Source organism: Pseudomonas sp. RtIB026 (genome assembly GCF_016861355.2).
Lineage (GTDB): Bacteria > Pseudomonadota > Gammaproteobacteria > Pseudomonadales > Pseudomonadaceae > Aquipseudomonas > Aquipseudomonas peradeniyensis.
Genome location: NZ_AP023348.2, coordinates 3,360,159 through 3,377,677 on the forward strand (window position 1 = coordinate 3,360,159; position 17,519 = coordinate 3,377,677).

The 17,519-nt window shown below is 66.3% G+C and carries 12 protein-coding genes and 1 pseudogene; 3 read left to right on the forward strand and 10 right to left on the reverse strand.

What is annotated here, in order from left to right:
* Window positions 1–4 precede the first annotated feature (4 nt).
* The 4 genes and pseudogenes from PRtIB026_RS14930 to PRtIB026_RS26660 all read right to left on the reverse strand — a co-directional run.
* Window positions 5–853, reverse strand: coding sequence for an ABC transporter permease (locus PRtIB026_RS14930; RefSeq protein WP_198745492.1), 849 nt, complete (start codon window positions 851–853; stop codon window positions 5–7).
* Window positions 850–1,866, reverse strand: a complete 1,017-nt coding sequence (locus tag PRtIB026_RS14935; RefSeq protein WP_203646811.1) for an ABC transporter substrate-binding protein — start codon at window positions 1,864–1,866, stop codon at window positions 850–852. The genes PRtIB026_RS14930 and PRtIB026_RS14935 overlap by 4 nt, the downstream gene beginning before the upstream one ends.
* Before the next feature lie 177 nt (window positions 1,867–2,043).
* Window positions 2,044–2,799, reverse strand: coding sequence for a methyl-accepting chemotaxis protein (locus tag PRtIB026_RS26655; RefSeq protein ID WP_371041468.1), 756 nt, complete (start codon window positions 2,797–2,799; stop codon window positions 2,044–2,046).
* A gap of 150 nt (window positions 2,800–2,949) precedes the next feature.
* Window positions 2,950–4,191 (reverse strand): annotated as a pseudogene (locus PRtIB026_RS26660) (chemotaxis protein); the annotation flags it as partial.
* Between the two features lie 262 nt (window positions 4,192–4,453).
* On the opposite strand from PRtIB026_RS26660, the gene PRtIB026_RS14945 reads away from it, so the two are divergent.
* Complete coding sequence (locus tag PRtIB026_RS14945) at window positions 4,454–5,773, forward strand: Na+/H+ antiporter family protein (protein ID WP_203646809.1); 1,320 nt, start codon at window positions 4,454–4,456, stop codon at window positions 5,771–5,773.
* 165 nt (window positions 5,774–5,938) lie between these two features.
* Here the strand turns inward: PRtIB026_RS14945 and PRtIB026_RS14950 are convergent, their stop codons facing one another.
* The 3 genes from PRtIB026_RS14950 to PRtIB026_RS26665 form a co-directional block, all read right to left on the reverse strand.
* Entirely contained in the window at window positions 5,939–6,940 is a 1,002-nt protein-coding gene (locus PRtIB026_RS14950) for a FecR family protein (RefSeq protein WP_203646808.1), read from the reverse strand.
* A gap of 274 nt (window positions 6,941–7,214) precedes the next feature.
* Window positions 7,215–7,448: a hypothetical protein gene (locus PRtIB026_RS14955; RefSeq protein ID WP_028689390.1), complete on the reverse strand. Its 234-nt coding sequence runs from the start codon at window positions 7,446–7,448 to the stop codon at window positions 7,215–7,217.
* 393 nt (window positions 7,449–7,841) lie between these two features.
* Window positions 7,842–8,537: an RHS repeat-associated core domain-containing protein gene (locus PRtIB026_RS26665; protein WP_203646807.1), complete on the reverse strand. Its 696-nt coding sequence runs from the start codon at window positions 8,535–8,537 to the stop codon at window positions 7,842–7,844.
* A gap of 107 nt (window positions 8,538–8,644) precedes the next feature.
* Here PRtIB026_RS26665 and PRtIB026_RS14965 point away from each other — a divergent pair, with 107 nt between their 5' ends.
* Window positions 8,645–9,277 carry a LysE family translocator gene (locus PRtIB026_RS14965; RefSeq protein WP_203646805.1) on the forward strand — a complete coding sequence of 211 codons (633 nt, stop codon included), beginning with the start codon at window positions 8,645–8,647 and terminating at the stop codon, window positions 9,275–9,277.
* Between the two features lie 87 nt (window positions 9,278–9,364).
* Window positions 9,365–11,545: an ATP-binding protein gene (locus tag PRtIB026_RS14970; RefSeq protein WP_203646803.1), complete on the forward strand. Its 2,181-nt coding sequence runs from the start codon at window positions 9,365–9,367 to the stop codon at window positions 11,543–11,545.
* A gap of 64 nt (window positions 11,546–11,609) precedes the next feature.
* On the opposite strand, the gene PRtIB026_RS14975 is transcribed toward PRtIB026_RS14970, so the two are convergent.
* From PRtIB026_RS14975 to PRtIB026_RS14985, 3 genes are all read right to left on the reverse strand, one after another.
* Window positions 11,610–13,793 carry a response regulator gene (locus PRtIB026_RS14975; protein ID WP_203646801.1) on the reverse strand — a complete coding sequence of 728 codons (2,184 nt, stop codon included), beginning with the start codon at window positions 13,791–13,793 and terminating at the stop codon, window positions 11,610–11,612.
* 180 nt (window positions 13,794–13,973) lie between these two features.
* Window positions 13,974–15,596, reverse strand: a complete 1,623-nt coding sequence (locus PRtIB026_RS14980) for a methyl-accepting chemotaxis protein (RefSeq protein WP_203646799.1) — start codon at window positions 15,594–15,596, stop codon at window positions 13,974–13,976.
* 189 nt (window positions 15,597–15,785) lie between these two features.
* Window positions 15,786–17,411, reverse strand: a complete 1,626-nt coding sequence (locus tag PRtIB026_RS14985; protein ID WP_203646797.1) for a methyl-accepting chemotaxis protein — start codon at window positions 17,409–17,411, stop codon at window positions 15,786–15,788.
* Window positions 17,412–17,519 lie beyond the last annotated feature (108 nt).

Here is a 17,519-nt window from a genome sequence, read left to right on the forward strand (position 1 = left end):
CAACTCAGCGCCCAGGTCGTCCATAAGCCTGGCTGATGCGGTCGATGACCATCGCCAGGGCGACGATCGCCAGCCCCGCCTCGACGCCCTGGCCGACGTTCAGGGTCTGGATCCCGGCCAGCACGTCTTCGCCCAGCCCGCGGGCGCCGATCATCGACGCCACCACCACCATCGACAATGCCATCATCACCGACTGGTTGAGCCCGGCCATGATGCTCGGCAAGGCCAGCGGCAGGGCGATGCGGCGCAAGCGCTGCCAGCGGCTGGCGCCCAGGCCGTGGGCGGCCTGCAGCAGCGACGGGTCGATCTGCGCCAGGCCCAGATCGGTCAGGCGAACCAGCGGCGGCAGGGCATAGATGAGGGTGGCGAACACCGCTGGCACCTTGCCCAGGCCGAACAGCATCAGCACCGGGATCAGGTAGACGAAGGCCGGCAGCGTCTGCATCACGTCGAGCACCGGCAGGATCAGGCGCCGGGCCAGGGGGCGAGTGGCCAGCAGGATGCCCAGCGGCACGCCGACCAGCACGCACAGGCCGGTGCTGACCAGCACCAGGGCGAGGGTCTGCAGCAGCTTGTCCCACAGCCCGAGCATGCCGATCAGCGCCAGCAGCAGCGGCAACACCAACGCCCGTGCCAGGCTGCGGCTGGCGTGCCAGGCCAGCAGCCCGACCAGCAGCAACAGCAGCCACCAGGGCAGTAACCGGAGCAGGTTCTCCAGGCCCACCAGCAGTTGCAGCAGTTGGTCGGAGATGCTGCGCAGGTGATCGCCATAGTGCAGCACCAGCCAGTCGACCAGGCGGTTGACCCAGGCGGCGAAGGAGAATTGCAGGGCTTCGGGGAAGCCGCCGCTCACAGGCCGGCCTCGACCTTGGCGGCGTTTTCGGCGGGCATCCAGGCCTTCCACACAGCGGGGTTGTCGCGCAGGAAGGCGAGGGCGGCCTCGCGGGGCGGCTGGCGGGTTTCGCTCATGCGTGCCAGGGCCGTGTTCAGGGTGATGATGGGCAGGTCGACCTTTTCGAACACCGCGACCAGCTCGGGGTGGGCGTCACGGAATGCCTTCGACACGCCGATCGAGAGCTTGGCCGGCAACGAGCGGCTGCCTTTCGGGTTGGGGTTAGCGGCATCGGTCAGGGTGGCCCAGGCGGTGGCATCGAACGCCGGCTCCTCCAGGCGAACCAGGTCGTAGCGGCCCATCAGCGGAGTAGGGCTCCAGTAGTAGAACAGTACAGGCTGACCTCGGCGGATCGCCGAGCCTATCTCGGCGTCGAGGGCGGCGCCGGAGCCGCTGCGGAAGTTGTTGTACAGCCCGTCCAGGCCGTAGGCCTTGAGCTTCTGGCTGTTGACGGTCTCGGAGGTCCAGCCGCTGGGGCTGTTGAGGAAGCGGCCTTTGCCGGGTACCTCGGGGTCCTTGAACACTTGGGGGTAGTCTTTGAGGTCGTAGACGCTGCGCAGGTCCGGGGCCAAGGGTTTCAGGTCGCGTGCAGGGTCGCCCTTGATCACGTAGGCCGGCACCCACCAGCCTTCCTCGGCGTTCTTCACCGTGTCGCCCAGGGCGAACACCTGGCCGGCCTGTTCGGCCTTGACCCAGGCGGGGCTGCGTCCGGCCCATTCCTCGGCGATTACCTGCAGGTCGTTGCGCGCCAGGGCCACTTCCATGCTGACGGTACTGCCGGGGAGGGTGTCGGTGGGGTAGCCGTAACCGTGTTCGACGATCAGGCGCAGGATCTCTGTGGTCAGGGCACCGCTTTCCCAGCCGATGGCGCCGAAGTGGATGGGGGCGGGTTGGTCCGCAGCAGCGGCAGAATCGGTGCTGGCCAGGCCGAAGGCGAGGAGCAGGCTGGCCAGAAGGGTGGGGACTTTCTTCATCGGGGCCTCGTCGGTTGCCGGTCCTTGGGTTCGGGCAGAAGTGTAGACGACGAAGTTGCCGGGGCTGCTGCGCAGCCCTTTCGCGGCACAAGGCCGCTCCTAAAGGGGGCGCGTCAGCACCTGTAGGAGCGGCCTTGTGCCGCGAAAGGGCCGCAAAGCGGCCCCGACGGGGTGGAATCAAACGCGGAACTGATCCATCAGCCCCTGCTGCTGGTTGGCCAGGCTGTTGAGCGACTGGCTGACCCGCGCCGATTCGTTGGCCTGGCCGCTCAGCGACTCGGTCACGTCACGGATGGTGGCGACGTTGCTGTTGATCTCCTCGGCCACCGCGCTCTGCTCCTCGGCGGCGCTGGCGATCTGCAGGTTCATGTCGGTGATCACGGTCACCGCCTGGCCGATGCGCTGCAGCGCGGTGACGGCCTGGCCGACCTGCTCGACGCCGCCCTGGGCCTGGCGGTGGCTGCTGTCCATGGCGCCGACCACTTCCTGGGTACCGGCCTGCAGGGCTTCGATTACCTGGCGGGTTTCCTCCACCGACTCCTGGGTGCGGCGGGCCAGGTTGCGCACCTCGTCGGCGACCACGGCGAAGCCACGGCCGGCCTCACCGGCGCGAGCGGCCTCGATGGCGGCGTTGAGCGCCAGCAGGTTGGTCTGCTCGGCGATAGAGCGGATCACCTCGAGCACCGAGCCGATCTTCTCGCTGTTGCGCGCCAGCCCCTCGACCTGGGCCATGGCGCCGCTCATGTCGGCGGCCAGGGTGTCGATGCTGGTGGTGGTGCGGTCGATCACCGCCAGGCCTTCGCGGGTCGCCTGGTCGGCTTCGCGCGCGGCCTGGGCGGCCTGGGCCGCGCTGCGGGCAACGTCCTGGGCAGTGGCGCTCATCTCGTGGGAGGCGGTGGCCACCTGGTCGACCTGGCGGTATTGCTGCTCCATGCCGGCGCTGGTCTCGGCGGCAATCGCCGCGGACTGGTCGGCGGTGCCGCGAGCGGCCTGCACCGAGCGTTTCACCTCGGCGATGGTCGGCTGCAGCTTGTCGAGGAAGCGGTTGAACCAGCCGGCCAGCTCGCCCAGCTCATCCTGCTTGTCGTACTGCAGGCGGCGGGTCAGGTCGCCTTCGCCGCTGGCGATGTCCTTGAGCATGGCGGCCACGCCGAGGATCGGCCGGGTCACGCCGCGGGCCATCAGCCACACCAGCAGCAGGCCGGCGATGGCGGCGGCCAGGCCCAGGCCCAGTTCGAGCAGGGTACCGCTGGTGTTGAGGGCGTCGAGTTCAACCTTGAGGGCCTCGGCCGGACCGGTCAGGGCGCTTTCCGGCACGTCCAGCAGCACGCCCCATGGCTTGCCGCCAGGGATCGGCTCGAAAGCGGCCAGCACTTTCAGGCGTTGCTGGTCGTGAAGGATCTGCAGCTTGCCGTCGGCGAGCTTGCGCACAAGCTCCGCGCCCTGGGTGCGGTCGACCTGGTCGAAGCGCTGGGCCAGCTTGCCGGCGTCGGCGCTGTAGCCGGCCAGCAGGCCCACGGGGCTGAGGATGCCGACGGTGGTCTGGCCGTCGTAGAGGCTGCGGCTGGCGGTCTGGCTCAGGGCCTGCAGGCTGTTGAGGTTGATGTCGATGGACAGGGTGGCGATGACCTTGTCGCCCGCCTTGAGCGGGAACACGATGCTGGTCATCAGCACGCGCTGGCCGTCGATGTCATAGAAGTACGGCTCGACCACGCACACCGTCCCGGTGCTGCGCGGGCACACCCACCAGGTGTTGGCCGGCTGGCCGCTGGGGCCGATCTCGGTGTTGGCCATGTCGTGCTCGGGCAGGGCCATCGAGGTCAGCTGGCCGACCCGCGGCTGCGACCAGTACAGGGCGAAGCGCCCGGTCTCGTTGCTGCCCAGTTCGCTCTGGCCGGCGAACAACTTGTCCTTGCCATCCAGCGCGCCCGGCTCGAACACCAGCGACAGGCCGAGCAGGTCGGGGTTGGCCTGCAACGCGGCACGCACCTGGGCGGTCATGTCCTGGCGCAGGTCGTAGGCGTCGAGGAAGCGTTTCTCGGCCTGTTCGCGCAGGAACAGCACCTGGCGGGCAAAGCCGGCGCCGTATTGGTAGGCGTCCATGAACTGGCGGCGAATGTTCAGGGCCTGGACCTCGCCCTGGGATTCGATGCGCGACTGGGCCGAGTCGGAGAGCATGCGCATGCTGCTGGCTTTCACCAGGTCCGAACTGTGGTCCATGCGGTACAGCGAAAGGCCGACGAGCAGGGTGACGATGGCCGCCAGGCACAGGCCCGCCAGCAGGGTGATCTTCCATTGGATGGAGAGTTGTCGCAGCAAAGGCATGGGGAAAATCCCTTGTAATAGGTTTGATGCTGCCGACTGTGTCGGCCTGCTCGGATTTTTCTTTATTCAAACGTTCAATTAAACCCTGCGACTTTCGTCTATTCCCTACGCGATGTTGCGGAGCAGACGCTTTTGACTTCTGCCGGCCTGTGCTTCAGAGTGTGCGCCCTTCATAACAACATCCCCTGGTCCGGCCACTGCCTGCGCGCAGTCTGTCGCCGGAATGCCCGCTTTTTGTCTGTCGTAACGAGGTTCGCACACCATGAATGCAGTGATTGCCGCGGTCGGGCTCATGCTGATCCTGAGCCTGTCCCGCGTGCATGTGGTCATCGCCCTGATCATCGGCGCCCTGGTCGGAGGCCTGGTCGGTGGCTTGGGTATCGAGGGTACGCTCAAGGCTTTTAATGGAGGCCTGGGTGGCGGGGCCACGGTGGCCCTGTCCTATGCCTTGCTCGGCGCCTTCGCGGTGGCCATCGCCAAGTCCGGACTGGCCCATGCCCTGGCCGACCGGGCGCTGGCGATGATCGATCGCCAGGGCCATGCCGACGGTGGCAAGGTCAAGTGGCTGCTGGTCGGCCTGATGCTGGTGGTGGCGGTGTCGTCGCAGAACATCCTGCCGATCCACATCGCCTTCATTCCCTTGCTGGTGCCGCCGCTGCTGTACGTGCTGACCCGCCTGCGCATCGACCGCCGGCTGATCGCCTGCGTGATCACCTTCGGCCTGATCACCCCGTACATGTTCCTGCCGGTGGGCTTCGGCAACATCTTCCTCAACGAGATCCTGCTGGCCAATGTCAGCCGCGCCGGGGTGGACGTCAGCGGCGTCAATGTGACCCACGCCATGGCCATCCCGGCGGCGGGCATGCTCGCCGGCCTGTTGCTGGCGGTGTTCTTCAGCTACCGCAAGAAGCGTGACTACGACCTGGAACGCATCGAACAGGTCGAGCAGGTCAGCGTGCAGTACAACCCGGTGACCCTGCTGGTGGCCGGGGTGGCGATCGGCGCCGCGTTCATCATCCAGCTGTGGCTGGATTCGATGATCATCGGTGCGATGGTCGGCTTCCTGATCTTCTCGCTGTCGGGCATCGTGCGCTGGAAGGACACCGACAGCCTGTTCACCGAAGGCATGAAGATGATGGCGATGATCGGCTTCATCATGATCGCCGCCTCCGGCTTTGCCGAAGTGATGAAGGCCACCGGCGAGGTGAAGAGCCTGGTGGAAACCTCGGCCCAGTGGATCGACCACAGCAAGGGCGTCGGCGCGCTGCTGATGCTGCTGGTGGGGCTGCTGGTGACCATGGGCATCGGCTCGTCGTTCTCCACCGTGCCGATCCTGGCGGCGATCTTCGTGCCGCTGTGCGTGCAGCTGGGCTTCGACCCGCTGGCCACCGTGTGCATCGTCGGTACCGCCGGCGCCCTGGGCGATGCCGGTTCGCCGGCGTCGGACTCGACCCTGGGGCCGACCTCGGGGCTGAACGTGGACGGACAGCACCATCACATCTGGGATACCGTGGTGCCGACGTTCATCCACTACAATCTGCCGCTGCTGGCGTTTGGCTGGTTGGCGGCGATGACGCTCTGACCAGCGACTGACCCGCTGTCTCTTCTGTAGGAGCGGCCTTGTGCCGCGAAAGGGCCGCGTAGCGGCCCCGGCGATTTTTGTGTAAACGCTGAAATCCTGGGGCCGCTGCGCAGCCCTTTCGCGGCACAAGGCCGCTCCTACAGGGGCAGAGGGCGCAGCTTCAGCTCAGCCGCGGGTCGGCGCGGGGACGATGCGGTTGAGGACGGTGCTACCGTCCTTGCTGCGGGTCAGGTACACCGGCAGCACCTTGGGCAGGGTGTCGACCAGGCGTGCAACCTCGCTTGTGCTGTAGACACCGCTGATGCGAATGCTGGCGGTGCTGTCGTCGGCCACCATGAGCGGCTTGTCCAGGTAGCGGTTGATCACCGGCAGGGCCTGGCCGAGGCTGAGGTTGTCCAGCACCAGCTTGCCGCTGCGCCAGGCCAGGCTGTTGGCGTAATCGTCGCTCTGGTTCAGTTCGGGTTCGAAATCGCCCTTGTGGTAGCTGGCCTGCATGCCCGGGCCAAGACGGTAGCCGCCAGTGTTGCCGCCGGCGCTCACCAGCACCGAGCCTTCCACCAGCGTCACCTTGACCTGGTCCTGATACTTCCACACGTTGAACTGGGTCCCGGTAACCCGGGTCTGGCCGTTGGCGGCGTGGACGATGAACGGGTGGTTGCTGTCGTGGGTGACCTTGAAGAATGCCTCGCCCTTGACCAGGGTGACCTTGCGCTCGTCCTTGTAGTTGAGGAAGCGCAATTCGCTATGCAGGTTCAGCTCGACGCTGCTGCCGTCGCTCAGGCGCACGTGGCGCAACTGGTCGGTGGCTTCGAAGTGCTGGTAGCCGTTGGGCAGCCAACCTTGCTCCCAGCCGACCCAACCGGCCAGGGGCAAGGCGAGCAGGGCGATGGCGGCAGCCGAGGCGAACGGGCGCCAGTGACGCGTCGGCGTCGCTTGCCGGGTGGGCAGTGGGATCACCTGGGCGCTACGTGGGAGCAGGTCGGCGGTGTCCCAGATTTCCAGCATCGCCTGGTATTCCTCGGCGTGCCGCGGGTCGCTCGCCAACCATTGGCCGAACGCCTCGCGCTCGCCCGCCGTGCAGTCGTCGGCGTGCAGGCGCATGCACCAATGCGCGGCGGCATCGGTAATGGCATCTTCGTCGCTTGGAATGTGGCGGTCCTGGTTCATCGCGGCTCCCGGTTTTGCGGCATTCTACCCCCGGGCGGGTGCTTCCGAGAACGAGTTAATGGCGAATGACTATCAATTGTGCAGTTTTTCGTCGTATCTGAGGTTGGGTTTCATCTGCGACAGGGTGAGTTGCCGGTTTGCGGGCCCGCACAAGAGCGAATCGCCTACCCTGTGGGAGCGGGTTTACCCGCGAAGAAGGTAATGCGGTTTATGGCACCGGCTGCGCCGGTGTTCGCGGGCAAGCCCGCTCCCACAGGGGGCGCGATGAAGCCCTTCAGACGGTACGCAGGCGCGCCTTTTCCACCTGCTGCATTTCCACGCCATCGAGCAACGCCTCGACTACCGCCTTGGCCGCGTCCAGCCCGTGGTCGTTGCCCAGCAGCAGGTCGTGACAGGTGCCGGTCGCCAGCTCCATGGCCTTGAGGTTGGTGGCGAATGCGCCTTTGAGCAGGGTGGACAGGTGCACCAGCGCATCTTCGAAGTCCACGCCTTCACGCACGGCGAACAGGGAAGGGTGGCTGCATTCGCAATTGCCGAAGCTGGAGTGCGCCGTGGTGGCGCGAGACGGAGGATCAGGTAAGCCTTTTGTCATTGTGTCGCTCCTTGATTCAATGGAGCCGCCACAGTTCGCTACCAAACGAATGGTGACGGCTGAACGCAGGTTGGTAGACCGGGAATCAAGGAAACCGGCGCGCACGGGGGCGCCCTGCGCACAGCCGCCATTGAACAAAACAGCGGACACAAAAAAGCGCCGACTGAATCGTTGAGCGGGCGCTTGTGCGCCTTGATTGATCGCGGGCTACCAAACCCGGCTGCTGGACTTACAGCAACGGGCAAAGAGTACCGGGGGAGGACACGTGATTCAAGGAATAAGGTGTAAGTAGTTATGGGTAAGCGCGCGTCAATCAGCCTGATTCGGGGGGAGGAGTATTTCCGTTTGCATATCCCGCAGAGCGCTAGCTTCATTCTGTAGGTCATTGATTAACGTCATTCGCAGGCGCTCGTAATTATCGAGTTGTACCTCCCATGTTCTGAGACTCTGCTGCGAAGGTGTGTTGACCAACTGGTTGGCCGCACTCATGAGGTTGCTACCTGCATTCTGTACTTCATTGATCCTGCCCTGATGTGTATCGGATATCCCCTCGCCAATGGTGGCCGGGAAAGTCATTGTCAGGCGTGGAGGGTTTGCGGCATTCGGTAGTTGTTGGGCGATCCTGAGAGCTCTTTCAGTTCTGGCCAACACTGGGAACGTTTCGTTCCTCAGGGTACTCAGCCTGCGGCTTCCTTCAGGATCGGTGTGGTTGACAGGGTCTCCTTCGCAGTACGCATAAGCATTTATCCCCCCCGTAGCGAAAGGACTCAACCTGTCTGGTGAGCAGAACCTCATCAGCACCGTTCTGTAGGCGCGATACCCGTTGCCCAGTAGGTAGACCCCTGCCTGTGGATCACGCATCACACCATTGAAGCCAAGGCGTAAACAAGGCGACTCGCGAACCGCATCGTATCCATAGGCCGAATAGGCAAACCCATGGCTTGCCCCTCGCAACACCGAGCGTGCCAGGTCGCTCGCCAACAGCCTGGTCGCCGGACTGCTCATTGGCGTCCCCACTGTTCAGAAATGACCAATCCACGTTAACGTGCGCCCCTGGCCAGTGAAACTGGCAAAAATGCCAGGTATGGCACTACCGACAAAGAGGACTTGCAATGCCAGAACCCTCCAACCTGCTGGCCTTCGCCCTGATCAGCCTGGGCATGGTGCTGACGCCGGGCCCCAACATGATCTACCTGATCTCCCGCTCCATCTGCCAGGGGCGTGGCGCCGGCTTGATCTCGCTGGGTGGCGTGGCGCTGGGCTTCGTCTTCTATATGCTCTGCGCCGCGCTGGGCATCACCGCGCTGGTCATGGCCGTGCCTTTCGCCTACGACGCCCTGCGCATCGGCGGCGCGCTGTACCTGCTGTACCTGGCCTGGCAGGCGCTGCGCCCGGGCGGGCGTTCGCCGTTCCAGGTCCGCGCCCTGCCGGCCGACAGCCCGCGGCGGCTGTTCATGATGGGGTTTCTGACCAACCTGCTGAACCCCAAGATCGCGGTCATGTACCTGTCGCTGATGCCGCAGTTCATCGAGCCCGGCCACGGCAGCGTGCTGGCGCAGTCGCTGGTGCTGGGCAGCACGCAGATCGCCATCAGCGTCACGGTCAACGCGCTGATCGCGCTGATGGCCGGTTCCATCGCCGTGTTCCTGGCCGGCAGGCCGGTGTGGCAGCAAGTCCAGCGCTGGCTGATGGGCACGGTGCTGGCGGCACTGGCGCTGCGCATGCTGGCCGAAGGACGCCGTTGATCGTCGGCGTCGATCCGATGGAACGTTTTGCCACCGGGCGACTTCTTACCCTCAGAGGAAAGAAAACGTGCCCGGGAAAACCGAGACATGAAAGCGCGCCAGGAGAGCAAGACGGTTAATCTGCAAGCACTGCCGAGCTTCCTGGGCGGCGGTGGCGAAGTCAGCTGCCTGTTGCAGGCGATGGACTGGCGACAGTCTCCGCTCGGAGTCCCGGATGGCTGGTCACCAGTGCTGCAGTCGGTGGTGGCCATGCTCCTGCCGGCGCAGGCGCAGATCGTGCTGTTCTGGGGGCCGCAGTACATCGCGTTGTACAACGATGCCTACTGGCCGACCATCGGCAGCAAGCACCCCGCGGCCCTGGGCCGGCCCGGACAGGAGCACTGGAGCGAGTTGTGGAACGACCTCGAGCCGCTGCTGCGCGGAGTGCGTGAAACCGGGGTGACCTTCTCGGCCCGGGATCGGCCGTTCTATATCGAGCGACATGGCCCGGGCGAAACCGCCTATTTCGATGTCTCCTACTCTGCCGTGCGCGAGGCCGACGGTGGGGTGGGCGGCGTGCTGTGCATCGTCACCGACACCACCGAGCGGGTGCGTTTCCAGCAACGCCAGGCGTTTCTCCAGGAGTTGCGCCAGGCCTTGCCGGGCCTGGGCGAGGCCGAGCGCATCGAGGCCCATGCGGTGCGCCGCCTGGGGGAGGAACTGGGCGCGGCGCGGGTCTGCTTCGGCGAGGACCTGGGCGATGGCCGACGCTATCGAGTTGCTCAGGAGTGGGCCGCCGAAGTACCGTCGATGGTCGGCTTCAACCAGTACTCGGCCCTGGACCCGGCCCTGCGTGAGGCCTTGCTGGCCGGCCAGGCGGTGCAGCGCAACTATGAACCGAGCAAGGGCGCGTCGGCCCGGTTCAAGGGCCTGTGCGCCACGCTGCACGTGCCGGTGCTGCGCGCCGAGCATCTGGAGGCGATGCTCGCGGTGCATTTTCATACACCCCATGCCTGGGGCGAGAGCGAATGCCTGCTGGTGGAAGAGGCCGCCCGGCAGGTCTGGGCGGCGGTCACTCACGCCCGTGCCGAGCGCGCCCTGCACATGCTCAACGAAAACCTGGAGGAGCGGGTGGCCAACATGCTTGCCCAGCGCGAGGCCGCACTGGTGCAACTGCACGAAGCACGCAAGATGGAGATGATCGGCCAGCTTAGCGGCGGCATTGCCCACGACCTCAACAACATGCTGACACCGATCATCGCTTCCCTGGAACTGCTGCGCCGCCATCCGCAACCGGAGCGCGCCGAGCGTCTCATCGATGGCGGCCTGCAGGCGGCCGAGCGCGCGCGCAATCTGGTCGGGCGCCTGCTCAGCTTCGCGCGGCGGCAGACCCTCAAGCCGACGACGGTGTCGCTGGCGGCACTGGTGGGGGACATGCGCGAGCTGATCGCTCGCTCGCTGGGCCCGACCGTTGCCATGGAGGTCAGTGTCGAGACGGCACTGCCGGGGGTGCTGGTGGACCCGCACCAGCTCGAACTGGCTTTGCTGAACCTGGTGGTCAATGCCCGCGATGCCATGGGCGAGGGCGGGAAGTTGACCATACGCGCCGGTCTTGGCGGCGACGGTACGCCTGGTCCGCCCGGTCTGCAGGCAGGGCCACAGGTGTGGCTGCGGGTCACCGACAATGGCTGTGGCATGAGCGAGGAGGTGCTGGCGCATTGCGTCGAGCCGTTCTACTCGACCAAGGGCGTGGGCCGCAGCACCGGGCTTGGCTTGCCGATGGTGCAGGGCCTGGCGCTGCAGTCCGGCGGCGGCTTCGGCATTCGTTCGCGCGTGGGTGAGGGCACCGAAGCGACCTTGTGGCTCCCGGCCAGCGAGCAGGAAGTGGTTGATGAAGCGGCCAAGCCGCTCGAGGTTCCCCGGGCGCAAGGCCAGATCCGCGTGCTGCTGGTGGACGACGAGCCACTGGTGCGTCAGGCCACGCTCCTGCAACTGCGCGCCCTCGGCTACGAGGTGACCGAGGCCGAGGGACCGGCCCAGGCGTTGGCGTTGCTGGACAAGGGCCTGCTGCCCGATGTGCTGCTGACCGATCATGTCATGGCCGAGACTACCGGCGTGCGCTTCGCCCAGCAGGTGCGCGAGCAGCTGGTGCAATTGCCGGTGCTGATCATTACCGGTTACACCAACCTGACGCCACGTGAGTTGCATGGCTTCGAGGTACTGCGCAAACCGTTTCGCCAGGACGAGCTGGGGCAGAGTCTGGCGCGGCTATTGGCGACGCGAAAGTGAACGCTGTGGAGGAAACCTCGAACAGCATGCAGCCCGCTCCCATGCCATGGTGAGTTGATACGACTCACCGACTAGCCAGTACATCCCCCAGCATCTGGCACACCTGTTCGGCCGAATAGGGCTTGGCCAGGAACGCGAAGCCCTGGTGGCCACCTTCGGCGATCGCTTCGCTGTAGCCGGAGGTGAGAATCACCGGCAGTTGCGGTTGGCTGCGCCGCAGTTCCCTGGCCAGGGCGAGACCGCCCATGCCCGGCATCACCACATCGGAGAACACTGCGTCGAATCCGCCGCGGGCCGCCGCGATCTGGGCCAGGGCATCCTCGGCCGAGGTCGCCCAGCTGATCTGGTAGCCATGGTCACGCAAGATCTGCGCGGTGAAGCTGCCGACATCCGGATTGTCCTCCACCACCAGGATGCGCTTGCGCTCGCCGGGCAGGACCAGCGGCACCGTCACGTCAGGTGTTTCGCCATCGGCCTGCGGCACCTGGGGCAGATACAGGGTGAAGGTGGTGCCCTGGCCTGGCACGCTGAGCACCTGCACATCGCCACCGGATTGCTTGACGAAGCCGAACACCTGCGACAGGCCAAGCCCGGTGCCCTGGCCGGCGGCCTTGGTGGTGAAGAACGGATCGAAGATGCGCTCCAGCAGGTGCGGGGCGATGCCGACGCCACTGTCGATGACCGAGATCGCCGCGAACGGCCCGTCCTGCGCCGCCTGTCCACGCAACGCCGGCAGTCGCTGATTGGCCTCCAGGCGCAGACGCAGCGTGCCCGCGATGCCGTCCATGGCGTCACGGCCATTGATCATCAGGTTGATCACCGCGGTTTCCAGCTGGCCGAGGTCGGCGTGCACGTGGCAGGGCGTGTCGGGCAGTTCCAGGCCGACCTGGATGCGGGCGCCAGTGGCGGTGTCGAGCATCTCGGCCATGGCCTCGAGCCTGGGACCGGCCTCGAACACCTGCGGGCTGAGGGCCTGGCGGCGGGCGAAGGCGAGCAGTTGCCCGGTGAGCTTGGCGCCGCGGTCGACGGTGTCGGAGACGGTCTTGAAGTAGCGGCTGCGCCGAGTCTCGTCGAGGTCCGCCCGCTGCAGGAAGTGGATGGAGGAGCGGATGATGGTCAGCAGGTTGTTGAAATCGTGTGCCACGCCGCCGGTCAATTGGCCGATGGCCTCGAGCTTCTGCGCCTGGCGCAGCACGGCCTCGGTGTGCAGCAGCTGGCTGGTGCGCTCCTCCACGCGTTGCTCGAGGGTGGCGTTGAGGGCCTCCAGCGCCGTCAACGCCTCGCGCACCTCGGCATTGGCCTGGACCCGCTGGATATGTGCCCAGCAGCGCTCCGTGGCCTCACCGATCAAGGCCCTCTCGTAGCGGGTCCACGTCCTGGGCGCCTTGTCATGGATGGCCATCAGCGCCGTCAGGCGGCCTTCCTTGATCAAGGGCATGCAGATGGTGGCGGTAATGCCGATGGCCTGGAAGGTCGCCGATTCATGGGGTGACAGTTGCGCAAGGTTGTCCTCGATCACCAGCGCCAGCCCAGCGCGCAGGCGGCTGACGGCCAGATCGCCGAAGTCGGCAAGGCGGTACTGGCCAAGCAGGCGCGGCGAACCTGGCGCGACCCAGTCGCCGCAGATGGTGAAACCGTCCTCGTCGGGGGCCATGACCGCATAGGCGCAGCTCGACAGGTGCAGGTGCTCGCCCAGCAGGCGCGTGGTGGTGGCCATGACCCGTTCAGGGTCGATGGCGTTGGCCGCCGCCCGGCTCAAACTGTCGAGAAAGTTCAGGCGCTGGTTGGCCACCACGCTGGCGGTGGTCTCGGTAACCGTGTCGATCATCCCCACCACCTGCCCGTCGTGGTCGCGGATGGGGCTGTAGCAGAAGGTGAAGTAGGCGCGCTCCGGGCTGCCGTGGCGCTCGATCATCAGCGGGAAATCTTCGATGTATACGGCTTCGCCGTCGAGGGCGCGCTGGGCCAGGTGGCGGATATCGCTCCAGGCTTCCTGCCAGACCGCGCTGAAGGGGCGGCCCAGGGCAGAGGGTTTGTTGCCGAGGATTTCGCTGAAGGCGTCGTTGTGCAGGGTGATCAGCGCGTCGCCCCACAGCACGGCCTGGGGAAAGCGCGAGGCCAGGCACAGGGCAACCGTGGTCTTGAGCACATCGGGCCAGCTGGCAAGGGGGCCCAGGGTGGTCGACGACCAGTCGTGGTTGCGGATGCGTTCGGCCATGAGGCCGCCGCCGTCGAGCCATTTCGCCATGTGCTTTGCGGGTCCTTGTGCGTTAGAGCATCAGGGTGCACCGAGACGCGGCGCTTGGCGAGGGGTTTTGTGTCGTCTGGGGGGGCGCCATCGCGGGGCAAGCCCGCGCCCACGGTATGCATCTCTGGAAGAATCACGTGGGAGCCGGCTTGCCGGCGATGGAGCGCAGGGCGACCCGAATCAGACCTTGAACTGCGCCACCAGCCCATTGAGTTCCAGCGCCAGGTGCGACAGGTCCTGGGCCGATGCGCTGGTCTGGTTGGCCCCGGTCGTGGTCTGCATCGACAAGTCGCGGATGTTCATCAGGTTGCGGTCCACTTCCCGCGCCACCTGGGCCTGTTGTTCCGAAGCGCTGGCGATCACCAGGTTGCGCTGGTTGATCGAGGCGATGGTCCGGGCAATCAGTTCCAGGGCCTGGCCGGCCGATTGCGCCACCTCCAGGGTGCCGCTGGCACGGCCCTGGCTGCTGTGCATGGCGCTGACCGCGCGCTCGGTGCCGACCTGGATGCCGCCGATCATCTGTTCGATCTCGGCGGTGGACTGCTGGGTGCGATGGGCCAGCGCCCGCACCTCGTCGGCGACCACGGCGAAGCCACGCCCGGCTTCGCCGGCACGGGCGGCCTCGATGGCGGCGTTGAGGGCCAGCAGGTTGGTCTGCCCGGCGATCGAGCCGATCACATCCAGCACCCGGGTAATCTCGTTGGCGCTGCTGGCCAGCTGTTCGATCTCCCCGGCGGTACCGGTGACATCGTCGACCAGATGCTGGATCGAAGCCAGCGCCTGGTTGACCTGGTCACGGCCGTCCCGGGTGGTCTGGTCCGCGCCTTGGGAGGCCTCGGCGGTGCTCACCGCGTTGCTCGCCACTTCCTCGACGGCGCTGGTCATCTGGTTGACCGCAGTGGCGGCCTGGTCGATTTCGGTGCTTTGCTGCTGCAGGCCGCGGCTGGTGTCCTCGGTGACGCTGTGCAGCTCTTCGGAGGCCGAGGCCAGGCGGTCGGAGGACGCGGCGATCTTGCCGATGGTGTCGCGCAGGCTCTGCTGCATGCGGCGCAGGGCGTGCAGCAGCAATGCCGGCTCGTCGTGGCCGACTACCGTGATCTCGCGGGTCAGGTCGCCGGTGGCGATGCGCTCGGCCACCATGACGGCGTCGGCCAGCGGCGCGACGACGCTGCGGGTGAACAGGGTGGCGATGGCGATCAGTGCCAGGACGATCAGCACCAGTGCCGTGATGATCACCGCATACGCCTGGTCGCTGACCGTGTCGCTGCGGTGCGAGGCCGCTTCCGCGCCTTTGTAGTTGAAGGCCACCAGTGTTGCCATGGCGTCCATCATGCGGTCGGCGCGCTGGATCAGCGGGCCGTTGATCAGGCGCCTTGCTTCAGCCATGCGCCCGGCGCCGATGTTCGCCAGCACCTGTTGCTGTTGCTGGGTGTATTGCTGGCGCGCCACCAGGAAGGCATTGAACAGGCCGCGGTCCTGGGCGTCGGAGATGGTCTTCTCGTAATCCTTGAGGTCCTGCTGGATCGCTTCCTCGATACTGTTGAGCAGGTTGACGCTGGCGTTTTCGTCGGTGTCTTCCTCCAGCGCCGCGCGCAGCGTGGCGGCGCGTTCCTGGGCCAGGGTGCCGCCGATCTCGTTGAGGGCGATCACGGCCGGCAGCCAGTTGCGGCGGATCTCGTTGGTGGCATCGTTCATCTGCCGGGTTTCGTACAAGGCCACCAGGCCCATGGCCAGGACCAGGCCGGCCAGCAGCGTGAACAGGCTGGTCGCCCGTTTACCGATCTTCATGTTTCTCAACAGCATGGATGTTCCTTGACGTCAGAATGCAAACGTCAGGAGCATGATTCCGGGGGCTGCGGGGAGATAGTCGCCAGGTCGCACGTATTGCGGCGGATTTTCCTATTTGCCGGTACCTGTCCCGGCGTAGGCGGGCTCCCGGCGGATGGCGTCATCCGCTGGGAGCCCGGTTGAGCGGCAATGTAATGCGCTTGCTCAGACTTTGAACTGCGCCACCATCCCGTTCAGCTCCACCGCCAGGCGCGACAGGTCCTGCGCCGCCGCGCTGGTCTGGTTGGCGCCCGCCGAGGTCTGCATCGCCAGGTCGCGGATGTTCACCAGGTTGCGGTCCACCTCCCGGGCCACCTGGGCCTGTTGTTCGGAGGCGGTGGCGATCACCAGGTTGCGCTGGTTGATGGTGGCGATCGCCTCGGCAATCAGCTCCAGGGCCTGGCCGGCCGACTGCGCCACGGCCAGGGTGCCGTTGGCACGGCCCTGGCTGCTGTGCATGGCGCTGACCGCACGCTCGGTGCCGGACTGGATGCCGCCGATCATCTGCTCGATCTCCGCGGTGGACTGCTGGGTGCGGTGGGCCAGGGCACGCACCTCGTCGGCGACCACCGCGAAACCGCGGCCGGCCTCACCGGCGCGGGCGGCCTCGATGGCGGCGTTGAGGGCCAGCAGGTTGGTCTGCCCGGCGATCGAACCGATCACGTCCAAGACCTGGCTGATCTCGTTGGCGTGGCTGGCCAGTTGCTCGATTTCCCCGGAGGTGCCGGTCACGTCATCGACCAGGTGCTGGATCGAGGCCAGTGCCTGGTTGACCTGGTCGCGACCGTCGCGGGTAGTGCGGTCGGCGCCCTGGGAGGCGTCGGCGGTGCTCACGGCGTTGCTCGCTACCTCTTCGACGGCGGCGGTCATCTGGTTGACCGCCGTGGCGGCCTGATCGATCTCGGCGCTCTGCTGGTGCAGGCCGCGGCTGGTGTCCTCGGTGACGGTGTGCAGCTCCTCGGAGGCCGAGGCCAGCTGGTCGGAAGACGCGGCAATCCTGCGCAGGGTGTCGCGCAGGCTATGCTGCATGCGGCTCAGGGCGGCCAGCAGCAAGGCCGGTTCGTCGCGGCCGAGCACGACGATCTCGCGGGTCAGGTCGCCGGTGGCGACCCGCTCGGCCACGGCAACGGCGTCGGCCAGGGGCACGACGATACTGCGGGTGAGGAGGGTGGCGATGCCGATCAGCGCCAGGGTGATCACGGCAATGGCGGCGATGATCAGGCTGAAGGCTTCGTCGGAGGCCGCGCTGCTGCGCAGCGAGGCTTGCTCGGCGCCCTTGGTGTTGTAGTCGATCAGTTCGGCCAGGGCCTTCATCATGCTGTCGGCGTACTCGGCCAGCGGGCCGTTGACCAGACGTCGGGCCTCGTCCAGTCGGTCATCGCCGGCGGCGCTGCGAATGGCTTGCTGCAGTGCGTGATAGCGTTCGCTCAGGCCCATGAAGGTGTCGAACAGGGCGCGGTCGTCCGCGGCGAAGATGGTGCGCTCGTAGGCCTTGAGGTCGTTTTCGAGCTGTTGGTTGACCTGGACGATCTTGTCCAGCGTGGCATGGCGGGCGCTGCTGCTGTCCTCAAGGACACTGCGCAGGGTCAGGGCGCGGGCCCGGCCCAGGTTGCTGCTGACCTCGCCCAGGGCGAGCACGGCGGGCATCCAGGTGAGACGGATTTCGTCGGTGGCGCTGTCCATCCGCCGGGTTTCGTAGAGGGCGACCAGGCCCAGGGCCAGGACCAGGATCCCGAGCAGGGTGAACATTCCTGCTGCCCGAATACCGATCTTCATGTTCCGTAACTGCATGCGACGCTCCTTGACGGTGGCTGGCAGGCGTCAAGAGCGCGGACTGACCGGGCTCGGCTGGAAAGGCTCTCGATGCACTGCGAAGGGGGGTTATATCCTCACGGTTCA

Excerpts from the sequence above, each read along its gene's own strand:
- PRtIB026_RS14935 (WP_203646811.1), bottom strand. The coding sequence starts at position 1,866 with ATGAAGAAAGTCCCCACCCTTCTGGCCAGCCTGCTCCTCGCCTTCGGC.
- PRtIB026_RS26655 (WP_371041468.1), bottom strand. The coding sequence starts at position 2,799 with ATGGAGCAGCAATACCGCCAGGTCGACCAGGTGGCCACCGCCTCCCAC.
- PRtIB026_RS14945 (WP_203646809.1), top strand. The coding sequence starts at position 4,454 with ATGAATGCAGTGATTGCCGCGGTCGGGCTCATGCTGATCCTGAGCCTG.
- PRtIB026_RS14950 (WP_203646808.1), bottom strand. The coding sequence starts at position 6,940 with ATGAACCAGGACCGCCACATTCCAAGCGACGAAGATGCCATTACCGAT.
- PRtIB026_RS26665 (WP_203646807.1), bottom strand. The coding sequence starts at position 8,537 with ATGAGCAGTCCGGCGACCAGGCTGTTGGCGAGCGACCTGGCACGCTCG.
- PRtIB026_RS14965 (WP_203646805.1), top strand. The coding sequence starts at position 8,645 with ATGCCAGAACCCTCCAACCTGCTGGCCTTCGCCCTGATCAGCCTGGGC.
- PRtIB026_RS14970 (WP_203646803.1), top strand. The coding sequence starts at position 9,365 with ATGAAAGCGCGCCAGGAGAGCAAGACGGTTAATCTGCAAGCACTGCCG.
- PRtIB026_RS14975 (WP_203646801.1), bottom strand. The coding sequence starts at position 13,793 with ATGGCGAAATGGCTCGACGGCGGCGGCCTCATGGCCGAACGCATCCGC.
- PRtIB026_RS14980 (WP_203646799.1), bottom strand. The coding sequence starts at position 15,596 with ATGCTGTTGAGAAACATGAAGATCGGTAAACGGGCGACCAGCCTGTTC.
- PRtIB026_RS14985 (WP_203646797.1), bottom strand. The coding sequence starts at position 17,411 with ATGCAGTTACGGAACATGAAGATCGGTATTCGGGCAGCAGGAATGTTC.